This window comes from Bacillota bacterium, assembly GCA_024653485.1.
GTDB lineage: Bacteria > Bacillota > SHA-98 > UBA4971 > UBA4971 > UBA6256.
Window position 1 is genome coordinate 17998 of the sequence record JANLFY010000008.1, and the last position, 19712, is coordinate 37709.

The 19712-nt window shown below is 63.2% G+C and carries 15 protein-coding genes; 7 read left to right on the forward strand and 8 right to left on the reverse strand.

Annotated features, from left to right (window positions below; genetic code table 11):
- Positions 1-8 precede the first annotated feature (8 nt).
- The 6 genes from NUW12_07670 (at position 9) to NUW12_07695 (ending at position 8316) form a co-directional block, all read left to right on the forward strand.
- Positions 9-1871 (forward strand): ABC transporter ATP-binding protein/permease, encoded by a 1863-nt coding sequence (locus NUW12_07670; GenBank protein ID MCR4402650.1) that lies wholly within the window; start codon positions 9-11, stop codon positions 1869-1871.
- A gap of 457 nt (positions 1872-2328) precedes the next feature.
- A complete protein-coding gene (locus tag NUW12_07675; GenBank protein ID MCR4402651.1) occupies positions 2329-3933 on the forward strand; it encodes an ABC transporter substrate-binding protein in 1605 nt (534 codons plus the stop codon).
- Positions 3934-4450: 517 nt separating this feature from the next.
- Complete coding sequence (locus NUW12_07680) at positions 4451-5371, forward strand: ABC transporter permease (protein ID MCR4402652.1); 921 nt, start codon at positions 4451-4453, stop codon at positions 5369-5371.
- Between the two features lie 31 nt (positions 5372-5402).
- Entirely contained in the window at positions 5403-6305 is a 903-nt protein-coding gene (locus tag NUW12_07685; GenBank protein MCR4402653.1) for an ABC transporter permease, read from the forward strand.
- Between the two features lie 7 nt (positions 6306-6312).
- Positions 6313-7308, forward strand: coding sequence for an ABC transporter ATP-binding protein (locus tag NUW12_07690; protein MCR4402654.1), 996 nt, complete (start codon positions 6313-6315; stop codon positions 7306-7308).
- Positions 7309-8316 (forward strand): ABC transporter ATP-binding protein, encoded by a 1008-nt coding sequence (locus NUW12_07695; protein ID MCR4402655.1) that lies wholly within the window; start codon positions 7309-7311, stop codon positions 8314-8316. It abuts the gene before it with no gap.
- 178 nt (positions 8317-8494) lie between these two features.
- On the opposite strand, the gene aroQ is transcribed toward NUW12_07695, so the two are convergent.
- The 8 genes from aroQ to aroH all read right to left on the reverse strand — a co-directional run bounded on the left by aroQ (position 8495) and on the right by aroH (position 18826).
- On the reverse strand, positions 8495-8953 hold the full coding sequence (gene aroQ / locus NUW12_07700) for a type II 3-dehydroquinate dehydratase (GenBank protein MCR4402656.1): 459 nt from the start codon (positions 8951-8953) through the stop codon (positions 8495-8497).
- 150 nt (positions 8954-9103) lie between these two features.
- Positions 9104-11347, reverse strand: a complete 2244-nt coding sequence (aroB, locus tag NUW12_07705) for a 3-dehydroquinate synthase (protein ID MCR4402657.1) — start codon at positions 11345-11347, stop codon at positions 9104-9106.
- Positions 11347-12549 carry a chorismate synthase gene (gene aroC / locus NUW12_07710; protein MCR4402658.1) on the reverse strand — a complete coding sequence of 401 codons (1203 nt, stop codon included), beginning with the start codon at positions 12547-12549 and terminating at the stop codon, positions 11347-11349. The genes aroB and aroC overlap by 1 nt, the downstream gene beginning before the upstream one ends.
- A complete protein-coding gene (locus tag NUW12_07715) occupies positions 12536-13501 on the reverse strand; it encodes a shikimate dehydrogenase (protein MCR4402659.1) in 966 nt (321 codons plus the stop codon). The genes aroC and NUW12_07715 overlap by 14 nt, the downstream gene beginning before the upstream one ends.
- 51 nt (positions 13502-13552) lie before the next feature.
- Positions 13553-15439: a 3-phosphoshikimate 1-carboxyvinyltransferase gene (locus NUW12_07720; GenBank protein MCR4402660.1), complete on the reverse strand. Its 1887-nt coding sequence runs from the start codon at positions 15437-15439 to the stop codon at positions 13553-13555.
- 348 nt (positions 15440-15787) lie between these two features.
- Positions 15788-16861: a prephenate dehydrogenase/arogenate dehydrogenase family protein gene (locus tag NUW12_07725; GenBank protein ID MCR4402661.1), complete on the reverse strand. Its 1074-nt coding sequence runs from the start codon at positions 16859-16861 to the stop codon at positions 15788-15790.
- 218 nt (positions 16862-17079) lie between these two features.
- Positions 17080-18147: a 3-deoxy-7-phosphoheptulonate synthase gene (gene aroF, locus NUW12_07730; protein MCR4402662.1), complete on the reverse strand. Its 1068-nt coding sequence runs from the start codon at positions 18145-18147 to the stop codon at positions 17080-17082.
- The gene (aroH, locus tag NUW12_07735; protein ID MCR4402663.1) at positions 18116-18826 is read right to left on the reverse strand and encodes a chorismate mutase; all 711 of its coding nucleotides are present in this window, start codon (positions 18824-18826) and stop codon (positions 18116-18118) included. The genes aroF and aroH overlap by 32 nt, the downstream gene beginning before the upstream one ends.
- 217 nt (positions 18827-19043) lie before the next feature.
- Between aroH and NUW12_07740 the strand changes: the two genes are divergently transcribed.
- On the forward strand, positions 19044-19232 hold the full coding sequence (locus NUW12_07740) for a hypothetical protein (GenBank protein ID MCR4402664.1): 189 nt from the start codon (positions 19044-19046) through the stop codon (positions 19230-19232).
- Positions 19233-19712 lie beyond the last annotated feature (480 nt).

Here is a 19712-nt window from a genome sequence, read left to right on the forward strand (position 1 = left end):
GTCCTATGATGCCTGGCGGTTTCAGACCCGGCAGAGGCGGCTTCGGCGGCGGACACGGATTCGGCGGGCCCGTGGAGAAACCCAAGGATCTCAAAGGCACGCTGAGGAGGTTGGCGGTCTACCTCAGGCCGATGTGGCCGCGCCTGGCGGTGGTATTCCTTGCGGCCGTCGGGAGCACGGCGTTGAGCGTCGTGAGCCCCAAAGTCATGGGAAAGGCCGTCACGAGCCTGGGGCGGACGTTCGGGATGAGGCTCATGGGGCTCCCGGCCGGTGTAGACTTCCCATACATCGGCCGCATAGTCCTGTGGCTCGCCGGCTTGTACACCGCAAGCTCGCTTCTGAATTACGTGACGCAATACGTCATGGCAGGCGTTGCTCAGAGGACCGTCTGCGACATGCGCCGCGACTTGAGCGACAAGTTCGCGCGCCTGCCCTTGAGGTTCTTCGACGGACGCACTCACGGCGAGATCATGAGCCGGATGACCAACGACATAGACACCATCGGCATGACGCTCCAGCAGACCTTGGGGCAGCTCATCACGGCGTCTATTGGAATAGTCGGCGCCATAGTCATGATGTTCAGCATAAGCTGGCTCCTGACGCTGATATGTCTCGTCACGCTGCCGCTTGCTTTCTTCGTCACAGCCACGATTGCCAGAACTTCTCAGCGCAACTTCGCGGCGCAGCAGATGGAGCTCGGCCTGCTCAACGGGCATGTGGAGGAGATGTACACCGGACACAAGATAGTCAAAGCGTTTGGCCACGAGAGCAAGGCCATCGACCGGTTCAATCAGATCAACGAGCGGCTGTACAACGCGGCGTGGCGGGCTCACTTCGTGTCCGGGATGATCTTCCCTCTGATGAACTTCATGAACAACATAGGGTATGTACTCATCTGCGCGATAGGCGGGGTGATGGTTACCAGGCGAGCGATAGAGCTCGGCGACATCACCGCTTTTCTGCAGTACCAAAGGATGTTCACAATGCCCATAGGCCAGACGGCGAATATCGTCAACATCCTCCAGTCGACGGTGGCCTCCGCGGAGCGGGTGTTCGAGCTGCTGGACGAGACCGAAGAGGTTCCTGACACCAGGGACGCTGCAGCCATTGCTTCGCCTCGGGGCGAGGTGAGGTTCGAGAACGTCAGGTTCAGCTACAAGAGGGACGTTCCGCTCATCGAGGACCTCAGCATCGAGGTCAAACCCGGACAGACCATCGCCATCGTAGGGCCGACGGGTGCGGGCAAGACCACCCTCGTCAACCTGCTCATGCGCTTTTACGATGTCGACGCCGGACGGATCACCATTGACGGGGTGGACATCAGGGACCTGAACCGAGGGGAGCTACGCAAGCTCTTCGGCATGGTGCTCCAGGATACCTGGCTCTTCCACGGCACCATAAGAGACAACATCGCGTATGGTCGCGAAGGGGCAACCGATGAGGAGATCGTTCGGGCCGCCAAGGCCGCCCAGGCCGATCATTTCATCAGGGCTCTTCCCGACGGCTACGACACAGTCCTGGACGAAGACGCCTCAAACCTCTCTCAGGGTGAGAGGCAGCTAGTCACCATCGCCCGAGCCCTTCTGGCCGATCCTGCCATTCTCATCCTCGACGAGGCAACCAGCAGCGTGGACACGAGGACTGAGACCTACATCCAAAAGGCCATGGCCGAGCTGATGCGTGGCCGCACGAGTTTCGTCATAGCCCACCGGCTTTCCACAATCAGAAACGCCGAACTCATCCTGGTGATGAACAACGGAAGGATCATTGAGACCGGCGCCCACGAGCAGCTGCTCGCTATGGGAGGCTTCTACGCGGATCTCTACAACAGCCAATTCCGAGGGGCTTACGCCGACGATCTGGCGGTCTGAAACCCGAACGTAGCCGGCCCCGCCTGTCACCCGGGATGTCGGTGCCGGGCGGGGCTGTTCCCCCTGAATCGCCCACATTCCCCCAGACTACCGATCAGAAGTGTGCTGCGCGGCCATGCAGCGAAGCCACCCGAAGCCGTCCACGGAAAAGGGCACGGCGAAAACGAAAGGCAGCCCAAAAGTAAGCAGGGATCAAAGTGGGTTTCAACGAACTATCTTGCTGTCTTGGAAACAACCCCTGGGGTTACTATCGTCCGAGCATGAGAAGCAGATCAGAAGAGAATTGGATGCCGCCCCGGGATTGAGGGGAAAGGGGGTCGATGGGGCTCGGTAAGCTCAAGGTCTCAGAGCGCAGGGAACATCCGGGAGAGCAGGGTAGAAGGAGGATACGAAAGTCTGCTGAGGGGGCCGCGCCAATGCCCGGCCGCTACAGACCCATAAGGAGGTAATCCTCGAGATGAGACTCGGACGGTTCGCAGCCACGACCCTGGGTATGGTGTTGATTCTGAGTCTAGTGCTTACGCTGCAAAGTGCGGCGACGCTTGCGAGCGTCAAGACAGGCGGCACTCTCAACGATTACTTCGCGGAGGACCCCGGCACCTTCGATGTCCAGGCTGACACGACGCTCGCTGTGTACGGCTTGGGCAGGGAGATCTTCAATACCCTTCTCAGGTACAAGGAGTCCACGCTGGAGCTCGAGCCGGAGCTTCTTGCAAAGATGCCGGAGATATCCAAGGACGGGCTCGTGTATTCGTTCGAACTGAGAAAGGGTGTCCGGTTCCACGACGGCAAGACCGAGCTTACTTCAGAGGACGTGAAGTTCACCATCGAGCGGATGCTCGGTCCCGTCGGCCTCAGCAAGTGGCTTTTCGATCCCATCAAAGGGGCAAAGGACTTCATAGCCAAAAAGGCCAGTTCCGTGTCAGGTATCGCCATTGTCGACAAGTACCGTTTCACTATCACCCTGGAGAAGCCATACGCACCATTTCTTGCCAATCTTGCGGTGCCCTCGGCCTCGATCTACTCCAAGAAGCTGGTGACCGAGGCCGGCGACAAGTGGCCGCACAATCCCGTGGGCACGGGCCCGTTCAGGCTCAAGAGATACGTCCCGAACACCGAGATCATCCTCGAGAGGAATCCCAACTACTTCGAGGAGGGGTTTCCCTACCTCGATGGGATCAACTACCGGATCATTGCTGACTCCACCACCGCACTCATGGAGTTCGAGGCGGGGAACCTCGATCTCGCGACCGTTCCCTCCGAGGCGGAGGAGAGACAGAGGCTTCTCAGCACGGGCAAGTACGAACTCCTGAAGTCGACGCCTCTCGCCACGTACTACTTTGTGTTCAACATGAAAGACCCGGCGTGGAAAGACGTGAGACTTCGAAAGGCGCTCGCCATGTGCATCGACAAACAGGCCATCATCGACTCCATTTGGGGAGGCGACGCGGTGGTGGCCACCAGCTTCGTGACCCCCGGCATTCCCGGGGCCTTTGCCATGGGCAAGGGACCCGCCCTGCCTTACGACCCCGAGGCCGCGAAGAAGCTCGTTCAACAGCTGAAGGCAGAGGGAAAGCCCGTGAAGTGTGAGGCGTGGCAGCGGGGAGGCACAGCCGTTGCCGACACCAACATCGCCATTCAGGAGATGGCGAGGCAAGTAGGCATTGAGCTGGAGGTGGTCCTCACCGAGAGGGCAGCCTTCGGCGAGGCGAGATCCAAGGGCCAAGTCCCGGCGAACTACGGGAACTGGTGGGCCGACATCCCCGACCCCGACAACTACCTGTACACATACTTCCATCCCTCTGAGATGATGTCCACGCAGTACCGGAACGACAAGGTCACCAAGCTTCTCGAGGAAGCCAAGGTGGAGACCGACCCCAAGGTCAGGGCCAGGAAGTACCAGGAAGCGGAGACGATCATCATCAGAGACGACTGCGCCATCGTTCCATTGCTTCACCCAGTTGACCTGCTTCTCGTTCAGAAGAACGTCCACGGGGTGATAATGCATCCCACGGGCGTGAACAGCTACAAGCATACCTGGAAGGACGCTCCTCAGAAGTGAGACGGCGAGACTAGAGATTGAAGTTGGAAGGCGAGCCCGGCAGGGTGAGCGGCGCACGGTGGAGCACCTAGCAGGCCGAGCACTCGTGGGAGAAGCGACTGGCTAGGGAGGACCTGGTAGAGGAGCATGGGGTAGAGGAGCATCCGGTTGCGGTCATCCGGTTGGGGTCGTCCGGGAAGGAAGCATCCAGCAGGAGGAGTACCTGGAAAGGGGCGCCCTTTAGGGGAAGGGCCCACCAGAAAGAAGGGAGACGCGCGGAGCGTGGGGTGCGCCCGCGGAACGCGTACCCCACGTCTCCGTTCCGGATCGCCACGCCTCCAGGCTCCCCGCGCCTTCTGGATGGAAATCCTCTATAGCCGCGCCCGTCGATTCGCCCTTGACGTCCGTGGCACCTTTGTGCCCTCCGTCCGCCGCACCCTAGTCTCGCCGTTCCGACGTTGTCTCGGGACCACGTCCGACGACGGCCGCACGTTTCGCGATCTCGAGACTCATTGCAGGGTGTTGCGAGGTGAGCGCTTTGCTGCAGTACGTCACTCGGAGGATTCTCATGATGATACCCGTTCTGATAGGGGTGACGTTGGTCACCTTCATTCTGATGAACGTCGTCCCTGGAGATCCCGTCATCGAAATGCTGGGCAAACGAACGGATCCGCAGACAGTCGCCATGGTGAGGAGGGAGCTCGGCCTCGACGCTCCGCTTCACATCCAGTACTTGAGGTTCCTGGGGGGCGCTCTGCGAGGAGACCTCGGCACGTCATACAAGCTCAGGCAGCCGGTTACCGCGCTCATCATGAGAACGTTTCCGACCACCGCGAAGTTGGCCTTGTCCGCCGCGGTGGTCGCGATAGTATTGGGCCTCTCCGTCGGCATCATCTCGGCGGTGAAGCAGTACTCCCTTCTCGACCATGTCACCATGGTAGGGACTCTTACCGGGATATCGGCGCCGGTTTTCTGGGTGGCGATGATCGCTCAGCTCGTGTTCGGATACTACCTCAGGTGGTTCCCGATTTCCGGGTACTACAGCCCCTGGCACATGGTCCTTCCGGCAATCGTGTTAGGGACGCGCTTCTCAGCGTCAATAGCCCGCCTTACACGCACCACGATGTTGGACGTCATAAGGCAAGACTACGTGAGGACCGCGCGAGCCAAGGGGCTGGGCGAGAGAATCGTCATTTACTCGCATGCACTGAGGAACGCGATGATCCCCATCGTGACCATAATCGGGATGCAGATCTCCGGGCTGCTGACAGGATCGTTCTTCACGGAGACGGTCTTCGCCATACCGGGCCTCGGCAGCTTGGCGGTGAGAGCCATGCAGCAGAGGGACTTCCCTCTCATGCAAGGAACGGTCCTCTTCGGAGCTGTCGTGCTTTGCTTCGGAATACTGGTCGTAGATATCTCCTATGCTTACCTCGATCCCAGGATCCGTCTGGAGTGACCCTCAGGACAAGGAGGCAAGAAGAAAGGAGATGCGGCTTCTCACACGCGAAAGCAAGATCCCGGCCGGAAAGACCCTGTGGGCCGACTCCTGGCGGAGGCTCAAGAGGAACAAGCCCGCTGTGGTAGGCCTCGTTTTCGTCCTGCTGGTCCTCTTCGTCGGCGTTTTCGCGGACCTCCTGGCGCCTGCGAGCCCGACTGACCAAGACCTGCGCGCTCGGTTCGCGAGGCCCGGGTCACCTTCCAACATAACGAGGAACGGGACGTACATCCTCGGAGCAGATCAGTTCGGCAGGGACATCCTTTCCAGGATCATCTACGGGGCACGCGTCTCGCTGACCCTCGCCATCGTGGTAGAGGCGATCACGAGGGTCATAGGAATCACCGTGGGGTCCGTGGCAGGATACTATGGCGGGTGGATGGACATGGCCATATCCCGGGTGCTCGAGGTGCTCATGGCCTTCCCCGACCTCTTGTTCTACATCGGGATAAGGTTCGCTCTGGGGTCGAGCCTGCCCGTCCTCATACTTGCGTTTTCCGCCTTCGGTTGGGCCGGGACGTCGAGATTCGTCCGCGGGCTCGTCATGCAACTCAAGGAGTCGGAATACGTGGAAGCCGCCCGTGCCCAGGGCTTCTCGAGCTCACGGATCATCGTGCGACACATCCTTCCCAACTGCCTCGGCCCTTTGATCGTTTCCATCACCCTGAGCATACCGGGGACCATCATGGGCGAGGCCGGGCTTGCCTTCCTCGGCCTCGGCATCCAGCCGCCCGCCCCGAGCTGGGGGAACATGATCTACGACTCCAGGGCGTACTTGCGGGTCGCTCCATTCTTCGCGATTTGGCCGGGCATAGCGCTGATAGTGACCGTGCTTGCTTTCAACCTGTTTGGTGATGGCCTACGGGACGCGCTCGACCCGAGGCTGAGGAGGTGATCCTCGGGTGCCGGAGGAGTTGCTTCAGGTAAGGGATCTCACCACCAAGTTCTTCACTGACGATGGCGTCGTCACCGCCGCTGACAAGGTATCGTTCTCCGTCGGAGAGGGCGAGACCTTGGGCATGGTTGGGGAGTCCGGCTGCGGGAAGTCGGTGACCTCCCTGTCTATAATGAGGCTCATTCAGTCCCCTCCAGGGAAGATAACTTCGGGAGAGATATGGTTCCAGGGTCGGGACCTGCTCCAGATGGCTCAAGACGAGATTCGGACGATACGCGGAAACAAGATATCCATGATATTTCAAGAGCCCATGACTTCGCTGAACCCCGTCTTCACAATAGGCAGGCAGATTTCGGAAGCCGTGATCCTCCACCAGAAGGTCTCGCGACGCGAGGCGAGGGAAAGGGCGATCGAGATGCTTCGCCTCGTGGGGATCCCCATGCCAGAGAGGCGCATTGATGAGTATCCCCATCAGTTGTCAGGAGGGATGCGCCAGAGGGCGATGATAGCCATGGCGCTTTCGTGCAACCCGAAGCTGCTCATCGCGGACGAGCCCACGACAGCGCTCGACGTCACCATCCAGGCTCAGATCCTCGATCTCATGCGGGAGCTCAAAGAGAAGGCGGCGATGAGCGTGCTGCTCATCACTCACGACCTTGGTGTGATAGCTGAGATGGCTCAAAGGGTCTTGGTCATGTACGCGGGCCAGGTCGTGGAGGAAGCCCGGTGCGACGAGCTCTTCGCGGAGCCGAGACATCCGTACACCGCCGCCTTGCTCAGGTCGATACCCAGGCTCGAGGCAGGCAAGATGCGGCTGCACGTCATCGAGGGGTCCGTCCCGAACCTGCTCGAACTGCCGCGCGGTTGCAGATTCCATCCGAGGTGTGGTGCGGTCCTGGATGTCTGTCGCGTCAAGACACCGGCGCTCAGCGCAATCGACGGCCGCAAGGTGAGATGTTTCCGGATGGATTCGCCCCCCGAGGCTGAGGAGGTGGCTTCGTAAGTGAGCGTGGCTTTGGAAGGGGTCGGTGCGATCGAACCCTCACAGAACCTTGTCGAGGTGGAGGGCCTCGTCAAGTGGTTTCCGGTCCGAGCGGGCATCTTCAAGACGGTCGTGGGCTGGATCAAGGCAGTCGATGACGTGAGTTTCACCATCCGGCGAGGCGAGACCCTCGGCTTAGTGGGCGAAAGCGGCTGTGGAAAGACGACGACGGCCAGGGCCGTGCTCCGGCTCATAGAGCCCACGAGTGGCCGGATCTCGTTTGACGGCATGGATCTCATGCGGTTGGGCCCGCGGGAGCTCGCACGCATGCGCCCCCAGATGCAGGTCATTTTCCAGGATCCGTACGGTTCGCTGAATCCCCGGCACACGGTGATGGAGATAGTGGGGGAAGCTCTCGCCTACCACGGCATGGTCAAGCGGGGGAAGGCATTGGAGGAGAGGGTCGCGGAACTCCTGGACATGGTCGGTTTGTCTCCGCAACAAATGCGAAGGTACCCCCACGAGTTTTCTGGCGGTCAGCGCCAGAGAATCGGGATCGCGAGGGCACTGGCCACGTCGCCGAAGCTCATTGTGTGCGATGAGCCCGTTTCCGCCTTGGATGTCTCGATTCAGAGCCAGATCCTCAACCTTCTGGAAGACCTACAGGCCAAGTTCGGGGTCACGTACCTTTTCATAGCGCACGGGCTGCACGTCGTGAAGCACATCTCCAACAGAGTGGGCGTGATGTACCTGGGCAAACTCATCGAGGTGGCGGGCAGCGAAGAGATATACGCGGAACCGCTCCACCCTTACACACAGGCGCTCATATCAGCGATTCCCATACCCGATCCGCGGCGCCGACGCCAGAGGATGATTCTCCAAGGGGACGTGCCGAGTCCATTGAACCCGCCCCCGGGGTGCAGGTTCTGGACGAGGTGCCCGGTGATGACAGATGCGTGCAGAGAGGCCCAGCCCGTTCTCAGGGATGTGGGCAGGGGTCACCAAGTGGCCTGCTTGAGATACGAATGACGGCAAAGGTGCGGCGGGTCGGTCCTTCTCACGATGCTGCGCGCCGTGCCGCGAGTCTTGCCCGCCACTCGCTCTTCGTCGTCTGCCCCCGTTGCGTTACGCCGCGCCGTGCGTATCAGAGCCTGCGCCGTATACGAGGACTTGGCGGGCGACCTGCGCAGCTTACGAAATGCGCAGCTTACGAAAACTTGGTGAGCGACGCCAGGGCGCGAAGGGCCAGGACGTAGACGAGGGGGCCGAGGCCTGTGATCTGGCCCCATGCCACCGGTGCGACCACCGACCGGTGGCGGAGCTCCTCGCGCGCGTGGATGTTGGAGAGATGTACTTCGATGGTAGGAAGACCGCATCCGGCTATGGCGTCGCGGATGGCGATGCTGTAGTGGGTATACGCCGCGGGGTTTATGACAAGACCCCGACAGCGGTCTGCGGCGTCCCATATTAGGCTAACTATCTCGCCCTCGTGGTTTGTTTGGTGGATCTCCACCGCCACGCCGAGAGCGCTCGCTTCCCGCTCGATGAGAGCGTTGATGCTGTCGAGGGTTTGGGCTCCATAGATGTCAGGCTCCCGCGCGCCCAACCGATCTAGGCTTGGACCGTGAATCACCATGATAGCGGTTTCAGCAGTGGTCTTTGCCATGTTCTCCTCTCCTATCAGAAGATAGCTCGCAATGGCTAGACGGCGCTCCGGGAAAGTCAGAGGGGATCCCGCAAGAGCAGTAAGAGCAGTGCGGCACTCCTCCCCGAATGCCTCGCCTTCACGCCACCACTGATGTACATCTTCTCCACATCAGGGGTCTCCTGAGATCGATTCTCCAGGAACCACGAGCCTGCCTCCCGGATCGCTGCGACCCCGGGGGCACCCGCGTGAGGCCATTGGAGCCGTGGATAGGCTGTCAAGGTTCACCGAGGCTCTTCCGGCCACGACTATCTCGTCCGCCAGGGCTTTCGCGGCACGGTCCTCGCAAACGGAGCATTTCCCTATGGATAGCGGCAGCACGACGCGGAGCTTGCCTCCGCGGACTTTCTTGTCGAGGGCCATAGCGGCTAGGATGGACTCGTGGAAGACGCCATCACACCCGGCGGGGATCGACGTTGGCAATCCAAGGCCTGCGAGCGCTTGGCACACCCGTGCTGAGTCTTCCCCGCTAAGGCAACCCAGCCGCTCAGACGCACGACAAGCAGCGGCAAGACCTATCGCCACCGCCTCTCCGTGCGTCCAGCGACGAAAGCCGCCTGCCCGCTCGATGGCGTGTCCAAGGGTGTGCCCAAGGTTGAGGAGCAAGCGGTCCCGTGTGTCCCGCTCGTCCGTAGCCACGAGCTTGGCCTTGACCGCGACCGCCCTGCGGACGATGTCCTGACACAAAGCGGGCTCCCGCTGGAGAACCCGGGCCGCGGCAAACCTGGAGCCGTTCGAGCGTCGACGCCCCGCGGCGCATCGACCGTCCCTCGCAAAGGTATCGCCACCGCCCGCGACTCGGACAACCTGCTCCAGTGTTTCGAAGAGCTCTGGATCCCCTATGACGGAGGCCTTGATCGCTTCAGCAAGACCGCTCGTGAAGTCGCGCAGAGGCAGCGTTCCCAGGGTAGCGACGTCTGCTATGACGGCCGTGGGTTGCCAGAACGTGCCTGCCAGGTTCTTGGCCGCTCGGAGATTGATGGCGGTCTTGCCTCCTATTGAGCTGTCCACCATTGCCAGGAGCGTGGTTGGAACCTGGATGAGCTTGATGCCCCGCATGTACGTGGCGGCGAAGAACCCCGCCACGTCGCCCACTGTGCCGCCTCCGAGGGCTATGGCCAGCGAGTCGCGGCCTATGCCGCAGGCCGAGGCGAAGTCGTACAGTTTTGCGAGTGTTGAGAGGCTTTTCGCTCTCTCCCCATCTGGAACCATCGCCCAGACAATGCAAGGATCGCGGCCTAGCCAGGCGCGAAGGCCTTGCTCCAGACGCTCTCCGTAGAGCAATCGGATGAGGGGGGTGGTGATCACGATGATCCTGGTCACGATGATCCTGGACGGAACGGTGCCTGGCGGACTCGGGAGGGTGCCAGGGTGGGCGGGAATGGCGCCACGTTGGCTCGGGATGCCGCCCAGTGGGTGCAAGCCGCCTGACTCCAGGGTCGATCCTGGGCTTGAGGGCGTGGGTTCAGCGGCTGCGACGGGCTCATCGGGCGCACCCAGCGTGGAGAAGGCGGCCCGGTACGCATCTGGCCGGGCGAGGATGCCGTGCCCGAGAACGTAGGAGCACGTGGAGGCTCCCGCAGTGATATCAAACTTACACCAGCCCTGGTCACTCCGTCCCGCTGGTTCTCCCACTGCGAACGCGCCTTGCGCCGCGCCCTCGGTCCAAGCGAAGGACTCTTCTTGAGCGCGGGCAGGTCCGCTCATCTCGTGCGGCTCCCACGGCTCAGGCCCTCCTACGCCCTTATCCTGCTTGTTGCGGTCAATGCGCGCGGTCCCGCGGGAGGAAGTGACACGCCGCGTGAGCTCGCGGGCAATCTCGCGCGCGATTTCGTCGGGGCTCTTGTCATCGGTATCTATCGCGATGTGCGCCAGGCGGTAGCCGGCCTCTCGCTTGCTCATGAGGGATCGAACTTGCTCGATGTCGGTCTTCCCTACGAGAAGCGGCCTGGTGCACTTGATCTCCGCTTCCCCGGGCCGCAGGCGCAGGCGGGTGACGACGCTTTCGGCAGAAGCCCGCAGCCAGACTAGCACGCCCGTCTGCCTCAAGATCTCAACGTTTCGTTCGTTCATGAGAGCTCCGCCGCCAACGGAGATGACGGTATTCCTCAAGAGAGCTGCCCGCCTCACGGCGCGCGTTTCCAGGCGTCTGAACCACGCCTCTCCGCGAGTGCGGAAGATCTCGCTGATGGTCGAGCCCGCCTCCGCTTCGATGAGAGCGTCTGTGTCGAGGTGAGCCATTCCGAGCAGCGATGCGAGGCGTGCGCCGACGCATGACTTGCCCGCCCCCATGAATCCCACGAGTATTACGTTGTCGCGCGAAACAGTCTCGCTCGAAACACGTTCGCGTGCCACTAGAATCCTCTCCCATCTGCGCCGCGTTCGCGCCTGCACCCGCACCGTCGCCCTGTTTCCTCGAGGTACGCAGCCACGCGGGCCGCGATCTCGGCGACGCTGTCGCCGCCGAACTTCGAGAGGAAAGCGTCAGCGAGCACCAGAGCCACCATGGCTTCCGCCACCACTGCGCATGCGGGGACGGCGCACGTGTCGGCGCGTTCATAGTGGGCCGCGCCTTCGCGTCCCGTATCGAGCTCTACCGAGCGCAGCGGTGCTCTCATGGTGTTTATCGGCTTCATGACCGCGTCCAGCCACAGAGGCATTCCGTTCGTCATGCCTCCCTCGAGGCCGCCACCATGGTTGGAACGCCGTTGGATTCCCAGCGCCGAAGCCTCCATTTCGTCCGCTGCGGCCGTGCCCACGAGCTCCGCCAGTCGGAAGCCATCGCCGATGCCGACGCCCTTGACCCCTGGAATGCTCATGACGGCCTGGGCCAGCCGCCCGTCGAGGCGCAGGTCCCATTGCGCATAGGTGCCGAGGCCGGGGGGAAGCCCCCACGCAATGACCTGGAATACGCCCCCCACGCTCTGGCCGGCGGACGCCGCCTCATCGATGCGCCGCATCATCCTCGCTGCCGCTCCTGCGTCCGCGCATCGGACGGGGGACGACTCGATGGTTTCCAGGAGCTCCGGGCTCGGCGCGCCTACCAAGAGAGACTCCAGGATAGGGGCCCACTCGCCCCCGATGCAGAGGACGTGGGAAGCGACGGCGACTCCCAACTCTTCGAGCAGCTGCCTCGCGATGGCGCCCGCCGCCACCCTCGCGGCGGTCTCCCTCGCGCTCGCGCGCTCGAGTACGTTTCGAATGTCGTCGTGTCCGAATTTGAGGGCGCCTGCCAAGTCAGCGTGTCCCGGCCTGGGCATCTTTATGGGGTCCGCGCAGGCGTCAGCGTCGTCCCAAGGGGCCATGACACCCACCCAGTTAGGGTAATCCAGGTTAGGGATCTCCAGCACGATGGGTGAACCCATGGTTAGCCCGCCCCTAATGCCAGCAGTGACGCGAGCCTGGTCTCGCTCTATCTCCATGCGGCGCCCGCGTCCGTAACCAGCCTGGCGCCGGGCGAGGTCGCGCTGGATGTCCTCGGGCCTTACGCGAAGACCCGCTGGGATGCCGTCCAGCACGACGGTGAGAGCGGGGCCGTGTGACTCACCGCCTGTCATGAACCGGAGCGCGCTCAAGGCCTTCACCTCCCAGCCGATCCGCAGCTGCGGCCGCAGCGTGGAGCGCCAGCTCCATCGCCTCCACCGCCTCGGATGGCGCCTTGTGACCCGTCCACGCCTCGAAAGCCGGGATCGCTTGGTGGAAGAGTATCTCTAGCCCAGACACCACGCGCAGGCCCAGGGACCGCCCCTGTAAGAGGAGCTTGGTCGCGGCTGGTCGGTAAACCATGTCACACACGATGCAGTCCCGGGACGGGGAGATGGCGTCGAGGACCTCATCAGGGACCGGGCTTGAGCTGGGATCGCGCGTCACGGGCGTGGCGTTCACCACAATGTCCGCGCCCTCCATGGCGTCCACAAGGGTGCGCAGGTCATCGTCTTCGCGAAACCATGGGCGCACTTCGGCTCGGAGACGCCCTCCACCAGCCGTCAGGGCGACGTCCCTCAGGCGCAGGGCGCGGTCGCGGCCGCGGTTGAGAATTACGATCTCCCTGGCTCCGGACTGGGCTAATGCCGCGGCGACACCCCTCGCTGCGCCTCCCGCTCCGAACAGCACCACTCTGCGGCCGGCGGGGGTCTGCCCTCTCTTGGCCAAGGCGCGAAGCAGTCCGACTCCGTCGGTGTTGTCACCCACCAGAGTGTCGCCGGTCTTGATGATCGTGTTGAGCGCACCGGCGACTCGGGCTCTGGAAGTCAATCCGTCAACTATGGATACGGCACCCTCCTTGTGTGGTATGGTAACGTTAGCGCCCACCACCGAAGGCAACCTGAGCACAGAGCCCACGGCTTCGAGGGTTCCTGGGGGGACATCAAGTGGTCTGTAGCACCAATCGAGCCCTACGGCTCTGAAACCCGCTTCGTGCATCGGTGGAGACAAGCTGTATCGCGCGGGCCAGCCCAGGAGGAGTACGACCCTTGTCCTAGCCACTTCGGCTTCCTGCTTTCGCTCCATCTCATGCAAAGGAACCATGCCTCCTTGATCCCCCTAGCGTGCCAGCGTTGATCAATACCGAATGGGAGCGCTCTGTGATGCCGTGCGACCCTCGGCGGGTTCGCCGGACTCCTCGGATATTGCATCCCCCGCATTCAGGGCTCGGAGCGCTGAGAGAAATCCTGGATACGACACGCGTGTCGCCTCCCACCCCTCCACAACCGTCGTGCCGCTGGCGATCAAGCCTGCCACGGCAAGCGCCATGGCCATGCGGTGATCGCCTCGAGCCGACACTCTGGCTCCGCGGAGCCTGGAAGGGTGGATGCGGAGCGAGTCGTCGGCTTGGCTGATACGAGCGCCCATCTTCGAGAGCTCCTCCACCACAGCGGCGACCCTGTCGGTCTCCTTGACCTTCAACTCGGCGATGCCGCTGATAGAGGACGGGGTGCTCGCAGCACAAGCCAAAACGGCGAAGATCGGGACCTCGTCGATCATACTCGGGACTGCGGCAGGCGGAATGTCAACGCCTGTGAGGGGGCCGCCGTGCTCCACGCGGATGTGCGCGCGAGGCTCAGGTCCGTCGCAGGGCAGCGGCTCGAGATGTACCGACGCGCCCATGCGGGCTAGAACTTGGACGAACCCGAGGCGCGTCGGATTCGCGCAGACGTCGAGCGCGGTGACGCTCGACCCCGGGAGGGCAGCTGCGGCCGCGAGTATGAACGCGGCGGACGACGGGTCACCTGGTACGGTCAGCTCAAACGGGTGGGGCGGGTGCCCACCGCATACGGTTACTTCTCCGGGACTACGCCAGGCATCACGTTGATCATCTCCGTCGCCACAGGGCCAGGCAGCGACGGCGTGCAGCGCGTCTCCGGAGCCACGGCGCGTGTGGCGGAAGCTGTCTCCGGTACACCCGCGCTTGCCGGCTTCGCAGCCGACCCTGCCGCCGTCGACGCCGCTGACGCCGCGGTCAGTGCAGTTGCGCGAGGCCCACGAGCAACCATCTCCGCCGCCGTCGTGGCGATCGCTGCTACCTCTAACCGCGCTGACCGGGCTGCGGCCAGCTCCAGCCGGCGTCTGCTTCCTCTTGACAGGGACACCCGCGAACCTTAGGAGCCGCTCTGTGTGGTCGCGGGACCAGGCCGGTTCGACCACAGTCGTCTCGCCGTCGGAATACAGGCCTGCGAGCAATACGCACGATTTCACCTGTGCGCTTGCGACAGGCAACACGTGCCTGAGCGCGCGGAGACCCGCGTCCCCCGCGCCCCTGATCACGAGCGGAGCCAGGGTGCCTCCTGCTCGCCCGTCGACCCATGCGCCCATGGCGCGGAGCGGGACCGCGACTCTCGCCATCGGTCGTCGCCGTAGGGACTCATCGCCGGTCAGCACGAAGAGACCTTCCTGACCCGCAAGGATGCCTGCTAGAAGCCTCATTGTTGTGCCCGAGTTGCCGGCGTCAAGGACGTCCATGGGTTCCGCCAACCCCCGGAGTCCGCGCCCGGAGATCACGAGCAAGCCGCCGTTGTCATAGCACACGCGGACGCCCAACGTCTTCAGGCACCGCAGAGTAGAGATGCAGTCCTGCCCGGACGGGTAGTTGCGCACCTCGGAATCGCCGGGGCAAATGGCCGCCAGCATGGCGGCACGATGCGCGATGGACTTGTCGCCGGGAGGCTCGAAGGACCCGCGCAGAACGACGCCCCCTCCCGAGACACGAAGCGAATGGGCCGATGGCCGGGCTTCCGGGCTCCCGGCGTTCAGATCATCGTTCTCGGCGTTCCGATCATCATCGTGCTGGAGGCCATTCCGCGCGTCGAGCTGAGTCCCGGCCTGCGGGCCGTACTGCACTCCGCACCGTGTGCCACACTGCACGCCGTGCCCGTCGAATCCGAAAGCCGCCGTCTCTTCCCGTTGCGCTGGTGCGGCCAGGTCTCGCTCTTCTCCCCGTCGCGTCCTCACTTCAGTTGCTTCCCCCCGTGTCCCGCGCGTCCACCGCGTTTCTGCTCTTGTTCATCCTGCCCCTGTTCGGGCCTCCGCCCTAGCTCCCGGTCCTGCTCCCGCACCCACTCATGCCCCTGCTGCTCCTCCTACTCCTGCTCCTGCTCATGCTCATGCTTGTGCTCCTGCTCATGCTTCGGCCCTTCCTGCTCCTCGTGAGCCCTGCTCCTCGTGAGCCGGCCCTCAGATTTCTCCGGATTCCCTTCGTGCCCTCGAGCTTCAGTCCAGCAATCAGTCCCGCGGGGCCCCTTCTTCCATTGAGCCTTCGACGCACCATCACGCCACCATCAATGCATAATCCATGCATCATCAATGCATCGGGCTCGTCCACGCGTCTCGTTTACTTGGCTGCCTCGGTCTCGGCATCTCCTGCGTTGCATCGTCATGTCGCGTGGGTGCGCCGCCGAACCCCCGAAACTCTTGCGTCCGCTCGATCCAAGTCTGCCTGCTTGCCTGCGCTTTCGCGAGGAACTGCCTGACCCTTGCGGCCCGCAAGCGCGCTTCCTGGTCCGCCTCGGATGAGACGGTCGATGTCCGGGCATTGGTGATGAGAGCACGCACCTCGTCGAGCTCTCGTTGGAACTCGTCGAGCGCCTCGATCACCTGGCTTGCATTGGTCGCGAGCATACCGGCGCCCATGTCCGGGTCGCCCGATGCCACGCGCGATGTGTCCCGAAATCCCCCCGCCGCGAGATTCCAGATGGATGGGCGGACCTTGGAACGCTCACCCACTACCCTAGCCAGGCACGCGGCCACGACCAACGGGAGGTGGCTCGTAGCGGCCACCATCGCGTCATGGTCTCCGGGTTCCATTACTTGCGGGATAGCCCCAACCGCTTCACACAGTTCGATGACCGCCCTGACGTCGATGTCCCGCGCCCACGCGGCCGGGGTCAGCACGTAACGGCATCCTTTCAGCAGACCTGACGAGGCGTGCTCCACTCCGCTCTTCTCGCTCCCGGCCATGGGGTGGCCGCCCACGAACGGGACGTCCGGAGCGAGGTGCTTTCGCGCGAGATCGAGAACGTAACCCTTGGCGCTCCCGACATCAGTGACCACGGACGCCTCCGCTCCGCGGGCTCCCTTCAGACAACGTCCCAGCTCTGCGAGGACGGATGGCATCGAAAGGAGCGGCGTCGCCACAACGATCAGATCGGCGTCTGTCGCCTCATAAAGCGCTCTTGCGGAGCGGTCCAGAGCCCCAAGTGCGACCGCGCGGTCGGCGGATCGCTCGTCGATGTCGAAGCCCATCACCGCGTAGCGTCCTGAAGCTCGAAGCGCCATCGCAAGAGAACCGCCGATGAGGCCGAGGCCGACCACGAACACTCTCTTTCTGTCAGCCGAGGCGGACGAACCCGCCGAACGCAGTTGGAACTGGCTCACGGATACCACTCCTCTTCTCGTCGCCATTTGCGTCAGCCAAGGTCTTCCCATCCGCGCATGTGCTGCTGGCGCCGTCAGTCCGCCCGCTCGCGCTCGCTTCTCTTGCACTCTGCGGGCTCACCCTTGTCGGGCTCGCCTTGCCTGCGTTTGCTCGACCTTTGTTCGCACGCTCTAGGTGCGCTGTTGCCGGTCCCACCTTGAGCGCGCTGGCCAGGGCTCTAGTCGCGTGCCTCGCACGCACCCACTGTGTCGAGCCTTGATGGCGCAAGGACCCTCCGCCCGATCGCCTCCGCGACCGGCCCGAGCCTGCGCATCATGTCCGCGAATGCTTCAGGCCTCACCGACTGCGGGCCGTCCGACAAGGCGCACGCCGGGTCGTCGTGTACCTCTACCATCAACCCGTCCGCTCCGCACGCCACGGCCGCGAGCGCCATCGGCACCACCATGTCCGCGCGTCCCGTGGCGTGGCTCGGGTCAACTATGACCGGCAGATGGCTAAGTTTCTTGACGACCGCAACGGCTGACAAGTCCAGAGTGTTGCGGGTGGACGTCTCAAAGGTCCTTATGCCGCGTTCGCAGAGGATCACATTGTCGTTCCCCGCGGACAGGACGTACTCCGCCGCCATCAGCCACTCGTCTACGGAGGACATCATCCCTCTCTTGAGTATGACGGGCTTTCGCTGCAGGCCGACCTCGTGAAGGAGAGCGTAGTTGTGCATGTTCCTGGACCCTATTTGAAGAGCGTCCGCGTATGTGCAGACGAGCTCGACGTCCTGAGGGGAAACCACTTCTGTTACGACGGGTAGGCCGGTTACCTCGCGCGCCTTGGCGAGGATGCGAAGACCCAGCTCGCCGAGGCCTTGGAAAGAGTAGGGGGAGGTGCGAGGTTTGAACGCCCCGCCCCGGAGAACGGAGGCGCCCCCCGCCGCCACGACGCGGGCTATTCGGATCATGGAATCCTCGCCTTCCACGGCGCAAGGGCCTGCGATCACCGGGACATCCTCGCTACTGCCTCCGAAGAGGACTCCTGCGATAGGGACGGGACTGCGGTTCGGAATGAACTCCCTGCTTGCGAGCTTGAAAGGCTGCAGGACGCGTACCACCCGCTCCACGCCGGGTAGGAAAGCGATTGTGTCTGGATCGAGGCGGCGTACGTCCCCTATGAGGCCTACGACCGTGCGCTCCTCGCCCCTCGACACATGCACTCTAAGGTGTGCGTTCTCGGCAATGCGCATCACGCCATGGATCTCGTCGTCAGTGGCGCTTTGTCTCATTATGACGATCATGCGTTCTTCCTCCCAGCTCCATGTGCCGGCTATCAGCCTTGTTGCTCTTGCGTCCTCGCTCCGAACCGCATCCGATCCGCTCCGATCCATCTCCTTTAGCCGTCTCGCAGTCCGCGCTTGTGTCTGCGCGCGCAAGGTCCGGGCGGAGGATGGCAGCCTCTCCCAGGTATACGTGAACGGGCCGAGCTTGGGCGCACCTGTCCGGCGACGACGACCTCGCGCGGCGGCGAGTCCGCCTGTGCACAGCGGCGCGAGCATCTGCCGGAAGCCTTCTCGCAGCCTGACGGTTGCCGCACCTTGCGAGGCAGGGCCGGGTGAACAGGGCAGCTTGGCTGGTCCTTCGGTCCTGTGCCGCCGAGCGGTCCTGTGCCTCCGGGGCTTCCGCACGGCGGCACAACAGAAGCACTCGCAGGCAGGACGAAAGCGCTCCCTCCACCGGGATCTCGACCCCACACATCATGGGCACGGAAGACCAGCCTGCCTCTCTCGCGGCAGCGGCGGGAAAGGCGGCGTTGAGGTCCGCGGTTGTGGTGAAGAACGCAAACACGACGCTTTCGACATCGAGACGGTTCCGGTTGAGGATGGCGGCCAACAGCTCGCCCGTGGCTTTGGCCACGCCTTCTTTCGTGTTCGCGACGGGCGCAATTGCGCCACGTATTGCGAAAACCTCATCGCCCATCGTCACGCCACCCTCCGTTCTCATCCCAGCTAGGTGCGATCACCGCATCACCCGCCGCGCCTTGATGCGTGCGTGCACACCGTGGCCGCGCACCCTGGCAGCACGCCGGCCTATGCGGCGTGGCTGCCTGCCTCACCGGGTCCGTGCATCGCGGCTGCGGACCGAGCCTGCGCACAGCACGCAGCGTCCGGAGGTCAAGCGGGGCGGTGGTCGGGCCGTGGTCTTGAGCATCGCGAATGATGTGGGATACGAAAAGGGCTACCCCGTGAGGGGTAGCCCTCGCACTTACCCGGTTGACCTAGCCCTGGCCCCAGAAACCCGAGTTTCCTTGGGCTATCGGACGAGTCCCGTCCAGAAAGCGCCGCTTCCCAGGAACCTCGGCCTCAAAGAGCTGCTTCCCGGCTAGAGGCCGCCTTCGCGACACGCACAACGCGGTCGCGGGACGCCACCGCCGGCGCCAACTGACATGCGATGTTCTCCCCTACCGTACTACCGTCCTGCTCGAAGACCTTTAGTTACCTTGTCGTCACATGCGTGTCTCGCGGCGTCGCTCTCGTGGGAACCTGATGCCGCGAGCACCGCGTGCTCTCACGTGAGCGGGATTCGCTGACCTGGCGAACTTGAGCCGGCCTTAGCAGCCCCGGCTCCGGCCACGGCCCCGGCCCGCGCAAGTCTCGCTCTGCCCGCCCAGACCTACCATACTGCATGGCTGCTTATTAACACGAAGTATAGCATCCTCAGGTTGTCCGCGCAAGACTCTGATCTTGAGTTCCTTCGTCTCTGCTGAAGTGCGAAAGCCTCTTGGGATGTCGAGAGGACGTGGGTGCTCGCTGCGTGGGTCAGCGGGCGGAGCCTCGCCTTCTCCGCGCGCGCCTCCCCACCCACG